The 19,979-nt window shown below is 64.9% G+C and carries 18 protein-coding genes and 1 riboswitch; all 18 genes read left to right on the top strand.

Annotated elements, in window-relative coordinates; translation table 11 throughout:
* The first annotated feature begins 83 nt into the window (after nucleotides 1-83).
* The 18 genes from E1H16_RS10505 to E1H16_RS10425 all read left to right on the top strand — a co-directional run bounded on the left by E1H16_RS10505 (nucleotide 84) and on the right by E1H16_RS10425 (nucleotide 19,854).
* Nucleotides 84-1,625, top strand: a complete 1,542-nt coding sequence (locus tag E1H16_RS10505) for an AMP-binding protein (RefSeq protein WP_134323829.1) — start codon at nucleotides 84-86, stop codon at nucleotides 1,623-1,625.
* A 61-nt stretch (nucleotides 1,626-1,686) separates the two neighbouring features.
* On the top strand, nucleotides 1,687-2,532 hold the full coding sequence (locus E1H16_RS10500) for a MerR family transcriptional regulator (protein WP_134323828.1): 846 nt from the start codon (nucleotides 1,687-1,689) through the stop codon (nucleotides 2,530-2,532).
* Nucleotides 2,533-3,233: 701 nt separating this feature from the next.
* A complete protein-coding gene (locus E1H16_RS10495) occupies nucleotides 3,234-4,028 on the top strand; it encodes a hypothetical protein (RefSeq protein WP_134323827.1) in 795 nt (264 codons plus the stop codon).
* Between the two features lie 663 nt (nucleotides 4,029-4,691).
* Entirely contained in the window at nucleotides 4,692-7,286 is a 2,595-nt protein-coding gene (gene clpB / locus E1H16_RS10490; RefSeq protein WP_134323826.1) for an ATP-dependent chaperone ClpB, read from the top strand.
* A gap of 192 nt (nucleotides 7,287-7,478) precedes the next feature.
* The gene (locus tag E1H16_RS18385) at nucleotides 7,479-8,165 is read left to right on the top strand and encodes a hypothetical protein (protein WP_166741693.1); all 687 of its coding nucleotides are present in this window, start codon (nucleotides 7,479-7,481) and stop codon (nucleotides 8,163-8,165) included.
* Nucleotides 8,166-8,211: 46 nt separating this feature from the next.
* On the top strand, nucleotides 8,212-9,096 hold the full coding sequence (locus E1H16_RS10485; RefSeq protein ID WP_134323825.1) for a hypothetical protein: 885 nt from the start codon (nucleotides 8,212-8,214) through the stop codon (nucleotides 9,094-9,096).
* A gap of 175 nt (nucleotides 9,097-9,271) precedes the next feature.
* Nucleotides 9,272-10,045, top strand: coding sequence for an SDR family NAD(P)-dependent oxidoreductase (locus E1H16_RS10480; RefSeq protein ID WP_166741710.1), 774 nt, complete (start codon nucleotides 9,272-9,274; stop codon nucleotides 10,043-10,045).
* A gap of 172 nt (nucleotides 10,046-10,217) precedes the next feature.
* A riboswitch (cyclic di-AMP (ydaO/yuaA leader) is annotated at nucleotides 10,218-10,382 on the top strand.
* A 16-nt stretch (nucleotides 10,383-10,398) separates the two neighbouring features.
* Entirely contained in the window at nucleotides 10,399-11,472 is a 1,074-nt protein-coding gene (locus E1H16_RS10475) for a C40 family peptidase (RefSeq protein ID WP_134323823.1), read from the top strand.
* A gap of 137 nt (nucleotides 11,473-11,609) precedes the next feature.
* Complete coding sequence (locus tag E1H16_RS10470; protein WP_134323822.1) at nucleotides 11,610-12,287, top strand: hypothetical protein; 678 nt, start codon at nucleotides 11,610-11,612, stop codon at nucleotides 12,285-12,287.
* A 66-nt stretch (nucleotides 12,288-12,353) separates the two neighbouring features.
* On the top strand, nucleotides 12,354-12,965 hold the full coding sequence (locus tag E1H16_RS10465) for a fasciclin domain-containing protein (RefSeq protein WP_134323821.1): 612 nt from the start codon (nucleotides 12,354-12,356) through the stop codon (nucleotides 12,963-12,965).
* Between the two features lie 59 nt (nucleotides 12,966-13,024).
* Nucleotides 13,025-13,558 (top strand): orotate phosphoribosyltransferase, encoded by a 534-nt coding sequence (gene pyrE, locus E1H16_RS10460; protein WP_134323820.1) that lies wholly within the window; start codon nucleotides 13,025-13,027, stop codon nucleotides 13,556-13,558.
* A 78-nt stretch (nucleotides 13,559-13,636) separates the two neighbouring features.
* The gene (locus tag E1H16_RS10455) at nucleotides 13,637-14,407 is read left to right on the top strand and encodes a LemA family protein (protein ID WP_134323819.1); all 771 of its coding nucleotides are present in this window, start codon (nucleotides 13,637-13,639) and stop codon (nucleotides 14,405-14,407) included.
* A gap of 63 nt (nucleotides 14,408-14,470) precedes the next feature.
* Entirely contained in the window at nucleotides 14,471-14,728 is a 258-nt protein-coding gene (locus E1H16_RS10450; RefSeq protein WP_134323818.1) for a hypothetical protein, read from the top strand.
* Nucleotides 14,725-16,113 carry an FAD-binding oxidoreductase gene (locus tag E1H16_RS10445; RefSeq protein WP_134323817.1) on the top strand — a complete coding sequence of 463 codons (1,389 nt, stop codon included), beginning with the start codon at nucleotides 14,725-14,727 and terminating at the stop codon, nucleotides 16,111-16,113. Before E1H16_RS10450 ends, E1H16_RS10445 begins: the two co-directional genes overlap by 4 nt.
* Nucleotides 16,114-16,293: 180 nt before the next feature.
* Nucleotides 16,294-17,052, top strand: a complete 759-nt coding sequence (locus E1H16_RS10440; protein WP_134323816.1) for a GNAT family N-acetyltransferase — start codon at nucleotides 16,294-16,296, stop codon at nucleotides 17,050-17,052.
* A 9-nt stretch (nucleotides 17,053-17,061) separates the two neighbouring features.
* Complete coding sequence (locus tag E1H16_RS10435) at nucleotides 17,062-18,045, top strand: lysophospholipid acyltransferase family protein (RefSeq protein ID WP_134323815.1); 984 nt, start codon at nucleotides 17,062-17,064, stop codon at nucleotides 18,043-18,045.
* 90 nt (nucleotides 18,046-18,135) lie between these two features.
* Entirely contained in the window at nucleotides 18,136-18,492 is a 357-nt protein-coding gene (locus tag E1H16_RS10430) for a VOC family protein (RefSeq protein ID WP_134323814.1), read from the top strand.
* Between the two features lie 6 nt (nucleotides 18,493-18,498).
* Nucleotides 18,499-19,854 carry a dipeptidase gene (locus E1H16_RS10425; RefSeq protein ID WP_134323813.1) on the top strand — a complete coding sequence of 452 codons (1,356 nt, stop codon included), beginning with the start codon at nucleotides 18,499-18,501 and terminating at the stop codon, nucleotides 19,852-19,854.
* The last annotated feature ends 125 nt before the right edge of the window (nucleotides 19,855-19,979 follow it).

Here is a 19,979-nt window from a genome sequence, read left to right as displayed (position 1 = left end):
TGGTCCAGAGGGCGAACGCCGCTCGACGAGCGGCGCTTGGATGGGGGAGAATTGGCCGAGTTCAGCGGGACAAAGGGGTGGCTATGACCGGAACAGATCAGCAGTTGCAGGAGTGGATGGCGACGTACGGCGCGCCCGACGCCGATATCGCGCACCTCTTGTGTGATCGGCATCCCGCCGCGGACCGCGCCTTCACCGTTGTCGATGAGGATCTGTCGTCGTACGGCGTCACCTACGGAGAACTGGCTGATGCATCACGGCGTCTGGCGACGGTGCTCGCGCGGCGCGGCGTCACCGAAGGCAGCCGCGTGCCGGTTCTGCTCGGTAAGCGCCCGGAACTCGTCGTCGCGCTGCTGGCGCTGTGGCGACTCGGGGCGGTGCACGTCCCGCTGTTCACTGCCTTCGCGACCGGCGCGATCGCCATGCGCGTTGAGGGTTCCGGCGCGCGGCAGTTGATTACCGATGCCACGCAGCGCGAGAAAGTCGATCCGCTGGACGTCGAGGTCCTGGACGTCGATGAACTCGTTGTGTCGGCGAAGGACGCTGAGCCGATCGCGAAGGGTGTCGCTATTGGCGGCGACGGGATTTTCCTGCAGCTCTACACCAGCGGAACGACCGGCAAGCCCAAGGGCGTGCCGATCCCTACCCGCGCGTTGGCTACTTTTCACTCATATCTGCACTACGCGCTTGATGTTGCCGAGGATGACGTCTTCTGGAACGCGGCCGATCCGGGTTGGGCATACGGGCTGTTCTATTCGCTCATCGGCCCGATGCTGACCAAGCGCACCAGCTTGATGTTCACCGGCGGCTTCGAACCGGTGCAGACGATGCAGATCATGCGCGAGTTCGGTGTCACGAACTTCTGCGGCGCTCCAACGATGTACCGCGCGATCCGAGCCTCCTCCGCCGATGCGGCGTACCCGCTGCGCCGTGCCTCCTCTGCCGGTGAACCGCTGACTCCGGATGTCGTGTCGTGGGCGAAGGCCAACTTCGGTATTGAGGTGCGCGATCACTACGGCCAGACGGAACTTGGCATGGTGATTTGCAACCTGTGGCACCCGGCCGTGGCGCGTCCGCTCAAGGAAGGTTCGATGGGGATCCCGCTGCCGGGAATCTCCGCCGATATCGTCGACGGGCAGATCGCGATCGACGTCGCGGCCAGCCCCGCACTGTGGTTCTCCGGATATGTCGACGATCCGGCGAAGTCCGCTGAACGCTTCAGTGCGGATGGCGCCTGGTACTTGACCGCCGACACCGGCCGGGTCGATGACGATGGTTACTTCTTCTTCAACGCGCGCGATGATGACGTGATCCTCGCGGCCGGTTACCGGATCGGGCCGTTCGATGTGGAAAGTGTCCTCGTCACGCATCCGGCGGTCGCCGAGGTTGCGGTCGTGGGGCGTCCTGATCCGGACGGCGTACGCGGCGAGATGGTGGAGGCCTTTGTCGTGCTCATGCCCGGGTCTGAGCCGGGGCCGGAGCTCGCCGAAGAACTGCAGAGACTGGTGCGCGATCAGTATTCGAAGCATGCGTACCCGCGCAAGGTGAACTTTGTGACGGAGTTGCCCAAGACTCCTAGCGGCAAGGTTCAGCGCTTTTTGCTGCGGCAAGCCTCGGCAGAATAGGCTCGCGAGAGGTCGATTCCGCTATTGACCTTGACGTAGCGTCAAGGTTGATCATGGAAGCATGAAGATCGGAGCGTTCGCCCAGGCGGGTCGTACGACGGCTCGCGCCATACGCCATTACCACCAACTCGGGGTGCTGCCAGAGCCCGAACGTAGATCCAACGGCTACCGCGAGTACCAGTTCACGGACCTGGTGCGGCTACTGCGGATTACCTGGTTGACCCGTGCCGGCGTACCGCTGGGCAAGGTCGCCGACATCCTGCGCGAGTCGGACGCCGACGACCGGGATGCCGATGGTCCCGACGCAGAATCGACAGTTGCGCTATCGCGTGACTTGACCTTGGTCGCGATGACGATTGAAGCCGAACGTGACCGGTTGAATCGTCAGTTAGCCGCGCTGGCGCAGATTCGCGATGCGGTCGATGAGCGGCGGGCACTGTCGGCGTTGCCGACGACGCTGTCCGCTGCCCTCGACCATGTTGCCGACGCGGCTGAGGGGCCGCAGCGCGCGGTGATTGAACGCGATCGGGAGATGCTGGAGGTCCTCGCGTTATCGGGAGAGTTGCGCGAGGAGATGGTGCGGGCGTACGCCGCGCTCGCCGAGGATCCCGTCCAACTCGCGGAGGCCTTGCGCATCGGCGCTGACTTCGCCGCTATCGAAGGGAAGCGGGTTGGCGATGTCGAGCCGGAGATAGCGGCTCTCGTCGATGCGATGTTTGCCGCTCCCGCCGTTCGAGCGATGTTCGTGAGTGTGGACGCGATGGGTGGTTCCGACGGTCTGGATGGCGCGGATGGCATGGGTGGCCTGGAGATCCCGGAGTTGCCCTCGGCTGAGGACATGGTGTTCTTCGTGCCGGATCCGGCCCAGCGCGAGGTGGCACTGCGCCTGTTGCGGCGGATGTCCTGATGCGCTCATTCGCGACGCGCGGCCCGCTCGCTGACCCTGGCCCGATCGTAGAAACCAGCACTGCAGGAAACGTGACCCTCGAACCCCGAAGCGGGGAAGACGCGACACTGCAAGACCTAAGCGCGACCTTGGAACCCCGAATCGCGACAGACGCGACACTGCAAGACCTAAGCGCGACCTTGGAACCCCGAATCGCGACAGGCGCGACACTGCAAGACCTAAGCGCGACCTTGGAACCCCGAATCGCGAGAGATGCGACGCTGCAAGACCTAAGCGCGACCTTGGAACCCCGAATCGCGACAGATGCGACGCTGCAAGACCTCACTCGGTTAAACGTGACCGCAGCTCACGCATCGGTCGGCAACGCCTCGCCGGAGACCGTGACACCGGTAAGCGCAGCCCGTGGACCTTCAATCCCCGCGTCCGACCTCGATGGAAGCGACGCAACTCAAGTCGCTGACGGAGGTGATGCGGCCCCGGCCGTTGATGCGGGCGAGTGCACCCATGTCGCTGACGGGAGATCGAGGTCGTTCGATGGGAGCGGCGCGACTCAAGTCGCTGACGGAGGTGATGTGGCCTCGGCCGTTGATGCGGGCGAGGCGACTCATGTCGCTGACGGGAGATCGAGGTCGGTCGACAGGAGCGGCGCGACTCGCTCGGCTAACACCCTTGATGCGGCCTCGGCCGTCGACATAGGCGCGATGACTCACGCCGCTGACGGGAGATCGAATTTGCTCGACGAGCGCGTCGCGACTCGCGCTGCTGATGCCCTTGGTGCGTCCTCTGCCGTAGGCATGGGCGAGGCGACTCGCGCCGCCGGCGGGCGTTCGGAGCCGCGCGGCGGGGTATTGGAGTCGGGTGGGGTCGCCACACCCCGCGACGACCTGTCGCGCCGCGGATGGGTCCATGTGTCGTGGATCCTCACGATTACCGGGATGGTGAATCTCTGGCGATGGCTAGCGCGCCGCCCGCGCATACCGCGTGGAGCCTCCGGATTCGGATATCACCAACAACTCCTGCCGGTCTTCATAGTCATCACGATCGTTTCGGTGATCGAGACAGTGGTGGTCGACGTCGCCGTACACCAATGGACAGCCGTGCGGATCCCGCTGCTCGTGCTCGGTATCGGCGGCATCGTCCTGCAACTCGCGATGGTCGCCGGCTTGCTGAACAGGCCGCACGCCGTTGGGGACTTTGGGATTCGGGTCCGTAGCGGCGCCGCGATCGACCTGGACCTCAGCTGGGAGCAGATCACCTCGGTGGAGCGGGCTACGACCACGAGGATCGATAAGGCGCCGCCGTTGGTGCTCGCGGACGGCGCGGCGACGTACTACCTGCGGATGAACGACGCGACAAACCTGTTGATCGAACTCGAACGACCGACGCGCATCGACGTACCGAGGGGACCGGTGGTGGTCGACGCAATCGCGCTGTACGCCGATGATCCGAAGGCCTTTCTGCAAGAGGTCCGCCGGCGCGCCGGTCAGCCGAGTTGATCGCAGCCGCGACCTGGGGCTAATTGGCGTGAGGTGCGGGCATCGTCGGCGAAAGCGGACCTGGCGATCCGGAGTGGGGAACTCTCACCACTCCGGATGGCGAAGCCCGCGCTGCAGACTGAAGTCCCCGCCGGAGACCGAAGTCCGCGCTGCGGACCGAAGCCCGCGCCGGAGACCGAAGTCCCGGAAGTAATGGGCACTGCGCTCGAAAGCGCGCACGCCGCAAAACGCGCAGCAAAATCGGTGGGGCATCGTGCAGAGAGCGATGCCCTACCGATTTCTCTGCGTTTTTGGCGGCACTCGACGGCGCACTCGGGCGGCGCGCCTGTCCGGCAGGTCGACGCGATCGCCGTAGTGCAGGAATCCTTGGCCCTGAACGACACGCCGCATGGGGGCACTCGACAGCGCACAGTCCGCAAAACACGCAGCAAAATCGGTGGCGCATCGTGCAGAGAGCGATGCCCTACCGATTTCTCTGCGTTTTTGGCGGCACACGTCAGCGCATTCGAACGCGCCCGCGATCGCGAAAGGGTTGCTTGAAGACGAGAAGTCGCCAATTTCAAGTTGAGCGGAATAGGCTCAACTTTGTAAAGCGTTGCATAGGTGTCGCCGTGTAACCCGCGGCCACGCCTTTAGCCAACCGCGACTTTCGAGGAGACCTACGTGGACCAGCAGAAACTCACCACCAAGTCGTCGGAAGCGCTCGCCGCTGCCCAGCGGATGGCGGCCGAGAACGGTAATCCCCAACTCGAGCCGTTGCACTTGCTGGTCGCGTTGATCGAGCCGTCCGACGCGATTGCCCGACCGCTGCTTGAGGCGGTCGGTGCTGATGCCCAGGCAGTACTGACCGATGCCCAGCTGAAGATCGGCCGGCTACCCAGTGCGACCGGATCGACGACCGCGGCGCCTGCCGCTAGCCGGGGCCTGCTCGACGTGCTGAACGCCGCGACGAAACTCGCCGGCAGCCTGAATGACGAGTACGTCTCGACCGAGCACCTGCTGGCAGCGATCGCTCAGCACGGCGGCGACGCGCGGGGCTCATTGACCGATAACGGCGCAACGCCGGACGCGTTGATCAATGCGTTCAAGACGGTCCGCGGCAATAGGCGGGTGACCAGCGCTGATCCGGAATCCTCGTACCAGGCGCTGCAGAAGTACGCCGTTGACCTGACCGAACGCGCCCGCTCCGGCAAGCTCGACCCGGTGATCGGCCGTGATGCGGAAATTCGTCGCGTCGTGCAGGTGTTGTCGCGCCGGACCAAGAACAACCCGGTGCTGATCGGCGAGCCCGGCGTCGGTAAGACCGCGATCGTCGAAGGCCTGGCCCAGCGGATCGTGGCCGGTGACGTCCCCGAATCCCTCAAGGGCAAGCGGTTGATGAGTCTGGATCTGGCCTCGATGGTCGCCGGTGCGAAGTACCGCGGTGAGTTCGAAGAGCGCCTCAAGGCCGTACTGCAGGACATCACCGAGTCCGAGGGCGAGATCATCACGTTCATCGACGAACTGCACACCATTGTGGGTGCCGGCGCGAGCGGTGAAGGTGCGATGGACGCCGGCAACATGATCAAGCCGATGCTCGCGCGCGGCGAGTTGCGGATGGTGGGTGCCACGACCCTCGATGAGTACCGGGAGCGGATCGAGAAGGATCCGGCCCTGGAGCGCCGTTTCCAGCAGGTCCTGGTCGGCGAACCATCGGTTGAGGACACGATCGGCATCCTGCGTGGGCTCAAGGATCGGTACGAAGTGCATCACGGCGTACGGATCCTGGACCAGGCCTTGGTCGCCGCAGCGGCGCTGTCTGATCGTTACATCACCAGCAGGTTCCTGCCGGACAAGGCGATCGACCTCGTTGACGAGGCTGCTTCGCGCCTGCGGATGGAGATCGACTCCCGACCGGTGGAGATCGACGAGATCGAACGCGTCGTACGACGCCTGGAAATCGAGGAGATGGCGCTGTCCAAGGAGGACGACGCCGCATCAAAGACCCGCCTGGAGGCGCTGCGCAAGGACCTCGCGGACAAGCAGGAGCAGCTCAACGAGCTGACCGCTCGCTGGCAGCAGGAGAAGGGCGCCATCGAAGCGACCCGCGGGCTGACCGAGCAGCTTGATGCGCTGCGCGGTGAAGAGGAGCGCGCCGAACGCGACGGCGATCTGGCTAAGGCCGCCGAGTTACGGTACGGCCGTATCCCCGCGCTGCAGAAGCAGATCGAGGAGGCCGCCGACGTTCAGCAGGGTCGCGACCTGATGCTCAAGGAGGAGGTGTCGGCCGACGACATTGCCGAGGTGGTTGGCTCGTGGACCGGCATCCCGGCGGGTCGACTGCTCGAGGGCGAGACGGCGAAGTTGTTGCGCATGGAGGACGAACTCGGCCATCGTGTGATTGGTCAGCGAGCCGCGGTGCAGGCCGTCGCGGACGCAGTCCGCCGGGCCCGAGCCGGTATCGCCGATCCGGACCGCCCGACCGGCAGCTTCCTGTTCCTCGGACCGACCGGCGTCGGTAAGACCGAGCTGGCGAAAGCGCTCGCGGAGTTCCTCTTCGACGACGAGCGGGCGATGACCCGTATCGATATGTCGGAGTACTCCGAAAAGCACAGCGTCGCGCGACTTGTCGGCGCCCCGCCCGGTTACGTCGGGTACGACGAGGGCGGGCAGCTGACCGAGGCGGTACGGCGTCGCCCGTACACCGTCGTCCTGCTGGACGAGGTGGAGAAGGCGCACCCGGACGTGTTCGACGTACTACTGCAGGTGCTCGACGATGGCCGGCTCACCGACAGCCAAGGACGCACCGTCGACTTCCGCAACACGATCCTGATCCTGACCAGCAACCTCGGGTCGCAGGCGATCATGAACGTGGAGCTGGACGACGCCGCGAAGAAGGATGCGGTGATGGCAGTGGTTCGCGGGCACTTCAAGCCTGAGTTCCTGAACCGTCTCGACGAGGTGGTCGTCTTCGACAGCCTGGGTAGTGGCGAGTTGACCCGGATCGTCGACATTCAGCTGCAAACGCTGGCTCACCGCCTGCAAGACCGGCGCCTCACGTTGGAGGTCACCGACGCGGCCCGCGAATGGCTGGCGTTGGACGGGTTCGACCCGTTGTACGGCGCCCGGCCGCTACGCCGGTTGATCCAGTCGGCGATCGGCGACCAGTTGGCGAAGTTGCTACTGGCCGGCGGTGTCGTCGACGGCGACACGGTACTGGTCGACGCCGGTGCCGACGGACTCGTGGTCAGTAAGAAGGCAGTGGTGTCCGCGGCCTAAAGCCGGACGCAGTGGGCTGTGCCTCGCTATCGGGCGACGACTAGCGAGGCACAGCCCGACCACATCCGCGGTGCTCGCCGGAACTTACCTAGGGCGTACGTCGTTGATACTTCGTTGCCCCTGTCATCAATTCAGGCGTCACGTACCCTGGGGCGCAGAAACACTGATACATCCGCGTCGCGAAAGGACACTGTGAGCGAGCCGACGCCGCCGAGCCCCGCTCCGCCGAGCGCGCCACCGCCGCCACCGCATGAGGTCGACCGCACGCAGGGCGGACGTAAGCCCGCGCCCGATGGCGATCTGCCCATCGACGTGCGACGAACCCGCAACCTGTACACCGTCGTCGCGGCATTTCTGGTATTCATCGGCGTCACCAGCCTGATGGGTGTCTCCGAGGCGGTTGTCGAGTTTCGCAAGGCGTTGATCGAAGCCGACGCGGACGTCGCGGCGCAGGTCGGCGACGGCATGATCCAAGCACTGCTGATCCTGTCCGGGATCGCGACGCTGATCGTCGCTATCGGCCACGGGCTCACCTCGCACGCGATCAGTGACCGTCGTTCGTGGGCGCGGCCGGTGGGCCTCACATTCAGCGGCATCCTGCTCGGCCTCGCCGCGCTCAATCTCTTTTCCGGCGCCCAGATGCTGCCGACCTTTTTCTTCGCCGTCTCTGGCTTGCTCGGGATTTCGCTGATCAACCGGCCGACCGTGCGCGAGTACCTACGGCCGTCGCCGCCGCGATACCCGCCGAGCGGTCCTGGTGGCCCCGGCGGGCCGCACAACCCGGGCAGCGGTGGACCTGGTTATCCAGACGGTGCGTACGGAAATCAACCGGCGCCCGAGCAGCCCCGCCCCGAGAACCAGCAGACCCGCGACAACTAAGTAAGTGCGCACCGGCGTACGCCGGAGAACATCACAAGGAGAATCCGTGACCGATCGCGACACCCCCGGAGCGAATAGCCCCGAACCGGACGACGTCCCCCGGGAGCCGTCGAAGGCCGAGATCGACGACGCGATCCGCGCACGAACCGACGCCGAGGCGGCGGGCGCCGACCGGTCGGAGTCGACCGACGACAGCGATACCGACACGCGGGACGAGTTCCCCGCCGCTCCGGCGATCGATGAACAGGCGCAGCCGGCGGGCCGCAAGACTTTCCCGCCGTCGCGATTTGCCGTCATCTCCGGCTCGATCCTGGCAGCGATCATGCTCGGGCTGATGATTTTCACGTTCTCGCAGGACGTGAGCGCGCTCGTGCCGGACTCGAACCGCGCGCAGGTGGAGGGCACCGCCAGACTCCTGGAAGACCAGGACATCGCCGAATTCACCGACGACGAGATCGACGTGGCCAAGGACGCTTTCACCACCGCCGGCGAATCGCGCGATATCAACAGCGGGAATGTCGCGGATGCGCTGAACGTGGCCAAGCCTGACTCGGTGACGGCTGAGCAGATCGACGACATGCTTTCGGAAAACGACATCGAGTACTCGACCCTTGAGTCGATGGAGAGTCAGTTCCGCTACCAGGCGTTCATTTTCGGTGGCGTTGGCGTGGTCATGCTGCTGGGCACGTTCTTCTACCAGCGGGCGAAGTCGTGGGCGCGCTACATCGGCATGTTCGGGTCCGGCTTCATCTCCGTCATGTACCTCATGCAGGTGATGCAGGGTGGCATGAACGTCATCACGCTCGTGCTCACTGTGGTGGGAATCGCGACCTTCTGGGCATTCATGAAGGGCCGACTGGTGGAGCTGCCGCCGATGCCAGGACGACGTCCCCGAGGCGGGGGACTGTTCGCGCCGCGCCCGAAGCAGTAGACGCGGCCCGCAGCAGTAGCCGCATCAGAAGCAGTAGGCGCGGGCCGAAGTAGTGGGCGCGGTCCGAACCGATCGGACCGCGCCCAGAGCAGTAAAGACCGGACCCAATGCAGTGGGTTCGGGCGAAACAAGTGGACTGGGTCCGCAGCAATTGGACCAGGGGGGGGAACGCGACTTGCCTACGGCGGTAGTCACCGGTGCATCGAGCGGGATAGGCGCCGAGTACGCGCGTCAACTCGCGTCGATCGGCTATGACATCGCGCTGGTGGGTCGGCACGAGTCGGCCTTGGAGTCGGTCGCCGACGAGGTGCGCGCCTTCGGCCGTCGGGCCGAAGTGATGGTTGCCGACCTGACCGACGGCGACGACCTGGAATTCGTCACCGATCGGGTTCGTGGCCGCGACGTCTCTCTGCTGGTGAACAACGCCGGTTCCGGTACCCCCGGCCGGTTCGTGCGCTCGGCGCCTCAGGTCGAGCAGGACATGCTCGACCTGAACGTGTCGGCGCTGATGCGGCTGTGCCATGCGGCATTGCCGGGCATGTTGCAGCGCAACCGCGGCAGCATCATCAACGTGTCGTCGGTGGCGGCGTACACCCCGAGCGATACCGGTCCCGGATACGCGGCCAGCAAGGCGTACGTCGCGACGTTTACCGAATCGCTGGCCGTGGCTGTGCACGGCACGCCGCTGCGTGTGCTGTGTGTGTTTCCCGGCTACGTGCGGACGGCGTTCCATCCGCGGCTAGGGATGGACACCTCGTGGATTCCGTCGTGGGCGTGGCTGACTCCCGAGCAAGTGGTGACCGAGTCATTGCAGGACCTGCGTCGTGGCCGAACACGAAGCGTGCCGACCGCGCGTTACAAGGTGGCGATGACGCTCGCGCGAATCACCCCGCGACCATTGCTGCGCCGCATCCTGGCCAGCGCCGGAAAGGTAACGACTCGAGCCTGAAATGGATGGAGTCTCGTGTTGCGAAACTCCGACCGTTGCTCGATGCCGTGGCAGATGTGACCTATTCGCTGAAAAATAGTCCACAGAACGCCCAGATATCATTGTCACGAACTGGTTACGAATGTAACGTTGCACCGGTCTCACGATGAAGTCGTCCGAACCCGGAGCGACGCGTGAGGCACCGCCGAAACATCGGAACCAGCGATGGGACCGAAGTGCCGGGGAACCACAGTGGTCTCCCACATGGGGTGAATCGGCTGGTGTTGCTACCAGTCGTAGGGCAACCTTCCAAGCCCGAATCCGTCAGCTAACTCGGTAGGCGGTCGAGATGGAAGAGGAGTGCCGCCAACCATATGGCTGCCTCGAAGAAGCACCTGTTCGCTGCCTCCGCGGCGACCGCACTCGTCATGCTCGTGGGCCTCGCCGGTCCGTCCTTCGCAGAACCGGACGCCGACGCGATCAAGGAAGACAAGGCCAGCGTTCAGGAGGAAATCTCCGAGAAGCAGGCTGAGCTTGCTGCGGTGAACGAGGAGTACCTCGGCGCCAAACTCGAGTACGAGAAGCAGGAAGCCGCGCAGAAGAAGGCCGCGAAGGTTCTGGAGGCGGCGCAGTCCGACCTCGCCTCCGCCCAGCAGGTCGTTGCCGATCTCGGTGCGGACCAGTTCATGTCGGGCGCTACCCCGACCAGCATCATGTTGCTCGCCGGCGAATCGCCGTCCGACTTCATCGACAAAGCGAACGTCAAGTCGCAGATCGACTCGTTCCATGACGAGAAGTTGCAGGCGCTGGATGCGGCCAAGTCCGCGGACGTGCAGGCCAAGGAAGCCGCCGACGCGGCTAAGGCTGCCGCGGCCGAGGCGATGGACACCATCTCCGAGAAGAAGGAGTACCTCGAGGCCGAACTTCCGGAACTCGAGGCTCAGCTTGCTGATTTGAGCGAGCAGGAGCGCGCCGCGCTCGAGGCTGCGCAGGGTGGCGACACCGAAGCCGCGCAGCAGGCTGCGGCGGATCCGCAGGCCGCTCAGCAGAAGAACGAAGAAGCCACCGAGCAGGCTCAGACTGAGGTCAAGCAGTCGTCGCAGGCGAGTGGCTCGGCCGCGACCGTCGTGAACTGGGCGCTGTCTCAGCAGGGCAAGCCGTACGTCTGGGGCGGCGCTGGCCCCAACGGATACGACTGCTCCGGGCTGACGCTGGCGGCGTACGCCCAGATCGGTATCAGCCTGCCGCACCAGTCCGAGGCGCAGGCCGGTCACGGCACCTCAGTTTCGTTGAGCGCGCTGCAGCCCGGAGACCTCGTGTTCGCACCGGGTCACGTGGCGATCTACATCGGCAACGGCACCGTCGTGCATGCCCCGCAGCCGGGCCAGACGGTCACCACCATGCCGATGGAGTACATGAGCTTCACATCCGCGACCCGCTTGGTCTAGACGCGTCGCACCCATAGTCGCCGAGGGGCTCGCCGCTAACGCGGTGGGCCCCTCGAGCATGTTGCGGTGGAACCGGGTCACGCTACGGCGCACCTAATGCGCAGTGCCGATCTGACGACGAGCGACGAAGGAGTTGCATGGACGCTCATACCGTTCTTGCCGCAGCGGAAAAGAATCAGGGTCCAATGGCGATCCTCATCATCGGCTTGATGATTGTCGCGGCCGCGGCCGGATTCTGGATCGAGCATCAACGCAAGAAGCGGATCCATGCGTTTGCCGCCGCGCGGTCGCTTACCTATACCGCGCGCGACAACCGCTGGGCCCGCGTCGACACCGGCCGCCCGTACGGCGAGGGTCGCTCGCACAAAATCAAACACGTGATGACCGGCGCCCATCGCGGCCGTCCGATCACGATCTACGAACATCAGTGGACGACCGGGTCGGGTAAAGAATCGCAGACCCACGTCATGCATAAGACGCTGATCGGGTTGCCGAAGAGCTTCCCGCGCTTAGAGTTGCGCCAAGAGGGGATGTTCGGTCGGCTCGCGCGCCGCATGGGAATGAAGGACATCGAACTCGAGTCAGATGACTTCAACCAGAAGTATCGGGTGGCCGGTGAACGACGCTTCGCGTACGACGTCCTGCACCCTCGAATGATGCAGTGGATGTTGAGCGCGGATGCGCCGGGATTCACCATCAACGGGCCGTACATCGCGCTGGCTGGCAGCGGGAAACTCGACCTGAGTCGCGTCGATGCCGAGATCCAGTACCTCGACTCGATTATCGAACAGTTGCCGCGGTACGTCGTCGGCTGAGTCGCTCAGGTCTTGGTGGTTCGCGGTGCCTTATCGTGGACGGGCACCGAGACCTAGGGAGCAGCCGTGAGCCGAGCCGTACGCCGATCGTTGACCGGCGGCGTACTCGCCGTCGTTGTGACGCTGACCGGATGCGGTGGGTCTTCGCCCGAGGAGGAGACGCCGGACTCGAGCGCGGGCGTGTCATCGAGTTCTGCCCAGCCGACGTTGCCGCCGCCATCCGGTCCGGGGTGCGAAGCGGTGGGTGATATCGCGCCGTTCAGCGAGATGGATCTCATCGAAGCGCTGCACGCGATCCCGTCGACGCAAACGTTCGCTACGTATCTCGCCGAGGACGAGTCGGCCGCCGGTAAGTACGGGATGCTCGATGGGGTTACCGCTTTCGTGCCGGTTGATTCCGCGTGGACAAAGTTAGATGAATCGAGCGTTGAGGACCTTGAGGATCCGGACCGCCGGATTCACGCCGTGCAGTACGCGCTGGTGCCCACCGAAGTCGCGCCAGAAGAATTGGCCGGTGCTGAGCTGCCAACCTTTCGCGCTCCCGACGTGGTGCTGACTGCCGCTGCAAGTGGCAACGGCATCATGCTCAACGGCTCCGCGAAGGTGCTGTGCTCGGCGATCCCATTCGACGGCGGACTGATCTACCTCACCGACACGCTCCTGCTCCCGCCCAACTGAGCAGACGGTAGTTTGGGAGCGCACGAATCTCGCACCACACCACACTTGGGAGTTCACCGATGAGCGATCGCGCGCGCTTGCTAGAGCTGATCAACGAGATCGCCGTCGTCCACGGCAAGGTCACCCTCTCCAGCGGAAAACAAGCCGACTGGTACGTCGATCTGCGACGCGTCACGCTGCATCACGAGGCGGCACCGCTGGTCGGGAAGGTCATGCTGGAGGCCACCAAGGACATCGAGTACGACGTCGTCGGCGGGCTGACCCTCGGCGCGGACCCGGTCGCGACCGCGATGCTGCACGCCGCCGCCGCGCAAGGCCGCGCGCTGGATGCGTGTGTAGTGCGCAAGGAGCAGAAAAAGCACGGGATGCAGCGCCAGGTTGAGGGTCCGGGGGTCGAGGGTAAGCGCGTGCTGGCCGTCGATGACACCTCCACCACCGGCGGCTCGGTGTTGCAGGCCGTGGACGCGCTTCGCGCGGCCGGCGCTGAAGTCGTAGGGGTCGCGTTGATCGTCGAGCGCGGCGCGAAGCCAGCGATCGAAGAAGCCGGTATCCCGCTGGTTTCTGCCTTTACCATCGCCGACCTTGACGTCTGAGGCACACGTCTTGCGCGGCACCAGTGCCCGACGTCCACTACCGTGGGCAGCAATCGAACTGTCCGAGGAGGACTCGACGTGAGCACTGGTGTCGTCATCCTGATCATCGTCATCGCGCTGCTGGTCATCGCCGGTGTGTCGGTGGTCGCCATGTACAACAGGTTTGTTTCGCAGCGCAATCTGGTCGCCGAGTCTTGGCGCCAGATCGACGTCGAACTGAAACGTCGTTACGACCTGATCCCGAACCTGATCGAGACCGTGAAGGCGTTCGCATCGCACGAACGCCAGGTGTTCGACTCGGTCGTACAGGCGCGTAGCGACGCGATCGCTGCGCGCAACGCTCCCGGAGCGACCCGCGAGGTCCAGGCCAACGCCGAGAAGAACCTCTCCGGCACGCTGGGCAATCTGTTCGCCGTCGCCGAGAACTACCCGACGCTGAAGTCGGATCAGAACTTCCTGCAATTGCAGCGGGAAATGACCGACACCGAGGACCGCATCGCCGCCGGACGCCGGTTCTACAACGGCAATGTGCGGGCCTTGAACACGCGCGTCGAGTCGTTTCCGTCGATGATCATCGCGAACATGTTCGGGTTCGGTAAGGAGCAGTACTTCGAGCTCGATGAGGTCGGCGCTCGTGATGCGGTTCGCGCCGACTTCTCCTCGCTCACCGGATCGGGGCCCTCCAGCCGAGACATTTACCGTCAGCCGGCGCCGGGGCAGTCCGGATCCGAGCCGCAGCAGATCGCGAATGGCTACGTGCCGCCTGCCGTGCAGCCGACCGAGAACCCGCAGGTTCAACCCGCTCAGCCCCAGCAGTTCCCGCCGACTCAACCGCCTACCAGCGCCTAGTGCGCGGGTGCTGACCGCCCCGGCCCGTTGGCCGCCGCGGATCGCGTGACCTATCGTTGGCCCATGACACTGGACATCAACACGGTGAAGACGGTGTCGATCATCGTGATCGGCGTCCTCATTCTTTTGGCGATCTTGGCGGCGACGATTATCCGCAAGATCCTGGGCAAGGTGATCACGGTCGTGATCGTGCTGGGGTTGGCCGTGGCGATCTACTGGCAGCGTGATTCGTTGACCAACTGCGCCCAAGAATGCCAATGCACCTTCTTCGGCCAAACGGTTGAGATACCCGAGAATGACTTGGTGAACTGCGCCTCATGACCGAACCCGATATCGACACCGCGCTGAAGGAACTCGCGAATGAGTTGCCCGACGGCGTGCTGGTCACCGATCCAGACATCACGATCGCGTACTCACGGGACATGGCGATGCTCGCGCCGAGCGAACAGCCAGCGGCCGTTGTTCATGCCCGGACCACGGACGATGTTGTGACGGTGATGAAGACTGCCGCGCGGTACGGCGTACCGGTGCATCCGCGCGGTGCCGGCAGCGGCCTCGCCGGGTCCTCCAACGCCACCCGCGGCTCAATCGTGCTGTCGCTGGCGAAGATGAACCAGATCCTGGAGATCAACACCTCGGATCGATACGCACGCGTCCAGCCTGGCGTGGTGAATCTCGACTTCCGCAAGGAACTCGCCGGCCACGGGCTCTTCTACCCGCCGGACCCGTCCTCGTACGACTGGTGCACCCTCGGCGGCAACTTGTCGACGAATGCCGGCGGACTGTGCTGCGTCAAGTACGGCGTGACCACCGATTTCGTGATGGGCCTGGAGGTCGTGCTCGCTGACGGCGAAGTGCTGCGGACCGGACGACGCACCGTCAAGGGTGTGGCGGGGTACGACCTGGCGCGGGTGTTCGTCGGTGCCGAGGGCACGCTCGGGGTGATCACAGAGGCCACGCTGATGTTGCGCCCGCTGCCCGAGCCCCCGGCGACCTTGGTTGCGTCCTTCGAGGACCTCCATGCCGCCGGAGCGGCGGTCCAGTCGATGATCGACTGCGGGCTGGTGCCGTCCCTACTGGAAATCATGGACCAGACCGCGTTGCGTGCTGTCGAGGCGAAGCACCACATGGGCCTCGACCTGTCGACCAAGGCGCTGCTGTTGGCGCAGAGTGACAGTGGAGCCGAGCGTGCCGAACGTGAAATGAGCCAGATCGAGGACTGCTGCCGCACCGCCGGTGCTACTGAACTGCATCGGACGACGGATGCCGAAGAGGGCGACATGCTGCTGTTCGCCCGCCGACAGGCACTGCCGGCACTCGAGGCGCTCAAGGGTGGCTCCCTGGTGGACGACGTCGCCGTCCCGCGCTCGCGCATCGCCGAGTTCTTGGCGGGGTGCGAACAAATCGGCATCGACACCGACACCGTCATCGGAACCTGCGGTCACGCCGGCGACGGCAATATGCACCCCACGATCTGTTTCACCCCTGGCGACGGCGCCGAATATGAACGCAGTAAGGATGCGTTCGGTCGGATCCTCGACCTCGGCCTGTCGATGGGTGGGACGGTCACCGGTGAGCACGGCGTCGGTTCGATCAAACAGGAGTTCCTGGCCAAGGAGATCGGCGATTTGGGGTTGCGGGTGCACCGCCAGATCAAGGACGCCCTCGATCCGCAGGGGATCCTCAACCCGGGCAAACTCTTCTAGCCATCGCTGCCTGGTTCATTCGCGACCGGAGGGCTACGACGCTTCGGCGTGAGCAGGCCAGCTCGCGCCGACCGCATATTGATTAAATCCAATCTAATTGGATAGCCATTCGTCAAAGCGTCATGCGCGCGTAACCGTGGCGATAGTTGTTTGGCCAGTCGCACCGCTCATCCTGATCGCATGGCTACCACGCTCGGCGCGCTGCATTCCGCGCCCACTACGCCGGTCCGTTCCTACTCCTCGCACATCGTCCCGGCCGGACCCGAAGCCGAACTTGCGCTACGGCTGCGGTACCGCGTATTCGCCGAGGAAATGGGCGCACAACTCACCGCCGAAGCCGGTCGCGACCTCGACGAATGGGATGCCTACTGTCAGCACCTGATGGTGCGCGATGACAGCAACGGCGACGTCGTCGGGACCTACCGGATCTTCCCGCCGTCCTCGGCGGCACTGCTGGGCCGGTCTTACTCCTCGAGTGAATTCGATCTGGACAACCTGCGCTCGCTGCAGCACAGCCTCGTCGAGGTCGGTCGTTCCTGCGTCGCGCCCGAGCATCGCAACGGAGCCGTGCTCAGCCAACTATGGAGCGGATTGGCCCGCTATGTGATCACGTCGGGACACCGTTACCTGGGCGGCTGCGCCTCCATCTACCTCGACGAGGGGCGTCACAACGCGGCGCGAGTCGTGCGCAAGGCGCTCAGTGAGCACGGCGGTCCGGCCGAACTGAGCGTCACGCCGCACACGCCCTGGGAGTACGACCGATACACCGAGGAAGGCAAGACTGTCATTCCTCCGCTGCTTCGCGCCTACCTCAAACTCGGCGCGAAGGTGCTCGGGCAGCCCTCGTACGATCCCGAGTTCAACACCGCCGACCTATTTATTCTTGTCGATACCCATGCGCTAGATCCGCGCGTGGCCAAACGGTTCGTCGGGGAATAGGGCGCGGTCATGTCGCGATTCGAATCCTGTCCGCACCTGTGCGCGCGCAGCGGCGTGACGTGTCGTCACGAGGTGTCGCGGTGGCGAGTAGCCATGCGCCTGCTGGCGCTGTTTCGGGTCGCCATCGCCGGGGCCTTCGGTATCGCGCTACGCCGCGCCACCGACGTCATCACGCGGCGGGGACGTACCCCGGCGTACGTCGCCGAGGTATACCGCAAGCTGCTGAATTCAGCAGGGATTCAAGTGCGCATCACCGGCGTACGACGAGACTTCGCCGACGGCGGTGAAGCAGTCCTAGTCGTCGCGAACCATGTGTCCTGGCTCGATGTGATGGCGTACGCCTGGGTGCAGCCGGTCACGATGGTCTCCAAGAAAGAAATCGGTGACTGGCCGGTCATCGGGGCGGTGGCGCGGGCCGCCGGCACGATCTTCATCGACCGTCATAATCCTCGTGCCGTGGCGCGAACCGAGCGGCTGGTGGCTTCCCGGCTTCGAGCCGGCGGCATCGTCGCGACCTTCCCGGAGGCCACCACAACCTGCGGACGTGGTCTCGGCCGGATGTTCCCCGCGATGTTTCAGGCTGCCGTGGACGCCGACGTGCCGGTGCAACCGGTGGCGTTCACCTGGCTGGATCGTCATGGAGCGATCACCACGGCCGGCGCGTACGTCGGTGATCAGCCCTTGCTGGAGTCGATCCGGATGATCGTGAGCCAACGCGATCTCGTGCTGCAGATCGACATCTTGCCGAGAATCATGCCCAAACACGTGCGCCCGATGAACGATCGCAAGGCGTTGCGTACCGCTGCAGCAGAACGGATCGCCCTCGCGCTCGATCCGTCCGTGGGTGACTGGAACGCGCACCTGCGTCCGGCCACGTGCGTCGCCGGCGTACTGCCCATTCCGCTGGTCGATGACCCGTTGGTGGAGCTGGACGTGATTGCCGGGCTACCCCGGGACGCCGTCCGCCGGCCACGTGCGGCAGGCGCCGCATAGGCATACGTGTGCGTGGCGACGCGTCGACGGTGCCGCTGCCCGGCGATAGGGTTCACGTAGGCCGACAACCGCTGAACCAAGGAGAATGTGATGAGTGACTATGACGTACGCCAGGTCGTGCTGAGCACCGATGACCTGGACGCATCGATCGCGTTCTACACAGAGACCCTCGGCATGAAGTTGAAGTTCCGAGATGGCGCGCATTATGCCCAGCTCGACGGCGGGTCCATCTCGCTGGCGCTCGCCACGCCGGTCGACCATCCCATCCCCGGCAAGATCGCGGTCGGCGTCAAGACGGCCGATGTCGATGCGGCGGCGGCAGCCGTAGCTGAGAACGGCGGCGCGATCATCAAAGAGGCATACAACGACGCGCACGAGCGCCGCGCGGTCGTGTACGACAACCAAGGGAACGGCATCGTTTTCTACAGCCCGCTGCCGAGGGACTAAGCGAGCATGAGCGATGCGGAACTGAAAGACGCCGTCGCTGCGGTGCTGCCGCGGACGATCGAAGATCTGAAGGCGCTCGTGGCGATCGAGTCGATCAGTGCATCTGCAGCACACGATCGCCAGGTGCGAGCGTCCGCGGATGCGGTCGTGGCGCTGTTGGCCGAGATCGGCTGCCCGGACGTCCGGATCGTCTCCGAGGGCGGCAAGCCGGCTGTGATCGGGCACTTTCCCGCTCCTGAAGGGGCGCCCACGGTGTGCCTGTATGCGCACCACGACGTCCAGCCCACTGGTGACGAAGCTTTGTGGACGTCGCCGCCGTTCGCAGCGACCGAACGCGACGGACGACTCTATGGCCGCGGCGCGGCCGACGACAAGGGCGGGATCGCCGCCCACCTTGCGGCCTTACGGGCGTTCGAGGGGAAGCCGCCGGTCGGTGTCACGTTGTTCATCGAAGGCGAGGAGGAGATCGGCTCGCCATCGCTGCGCACGATCCTGCAGCAACACTCCGACGCGTTGCGCGCCGACGTCTACGTCATCGCTGACTCCGGGAACTGGGCCGTAGGCCGACCAGCCTTCACCACGACATTGCGTGGTATGGCTGACTGTGTCGTTGAAGTTGCCACCCTCGATCACGCGTTACATTCCGGCGTGTTCGGTGGCGTCGTCCCTGACGCGGTGACCGCGCTGTGTCGACTGCTAGCGACCTTGCACGACGACGCTGGGAACGTGGCGATCGCCGGGTTGCGCGAGGCGCCGCCGACCGACCTCCCGGATGCCGGTGACCAGATCCGCGCCGAGGCCGGCCTGCTCGACGGGGTGCAGCAACTCGGCGACGGAAACGTGTTCGACCGGATGTGGAACAAGCCGTCGGTGAGCGTGCTTGGCATCGATGCCCCGTCGGTGCGCGACGCCGCAAATGCGCTGCTGCCGGTTGCGCGGGCCAAGGTCGGGTTGCGGGTGGCGCCCGGCGACGATGCGCATCAGGCGCTGGCCGCGTTACGCGCACACCTCGAACAGCACGCGCCGTGGGGTGCTCGTGTGCGGGTCACCGACGGCGAGGTCGGGCAACCCGGCGTCGTCCCATTCGAGGGTCCGGTGTGCGAGCTGGCCGCCGAGGCGATGGCATCGGCGTACGGCGTGGAACCGGTCTTTATGGGGATCGGCGGCTCAATCCCGATGATCGCCGACTTCCAAGAGGTGTTTCCGGATGCGGTCGTGTTGGTGACTGCCGTCGGTGACCCCGACAGTCGTCAGCACGGTGTGGATGAGTCGCTGCACCTGGGCGATTTCGCCCGGGCCGCCACAGCCGAGGCGTTGCTATTGGCCAAGCTAGGGGATGCGGCGTCCAGAGCGTCTGAATAGTCAGAGCGTCTGGATAGCCACCGTCTGAATCGCCGACCGGATCGCGCCGTTCTGAGGGCGTGACCTGTTCGCTTGACCACCTGAGATCGGATATATCCGACGTCACACTTGCATCTAAGGTTAGT

Source organism: Cumulibacter soli, assembly GCF_004382795.1.
Lineage (GTDB): Bacteria > Actinomycetota > Actinomycetes > Mycobacteriales > Antricoccaceae > Cumulibacter > Cumulibacter soli.
This window is presented reverse-complemented; position numbering and strand designations above follow the sequence as displayed.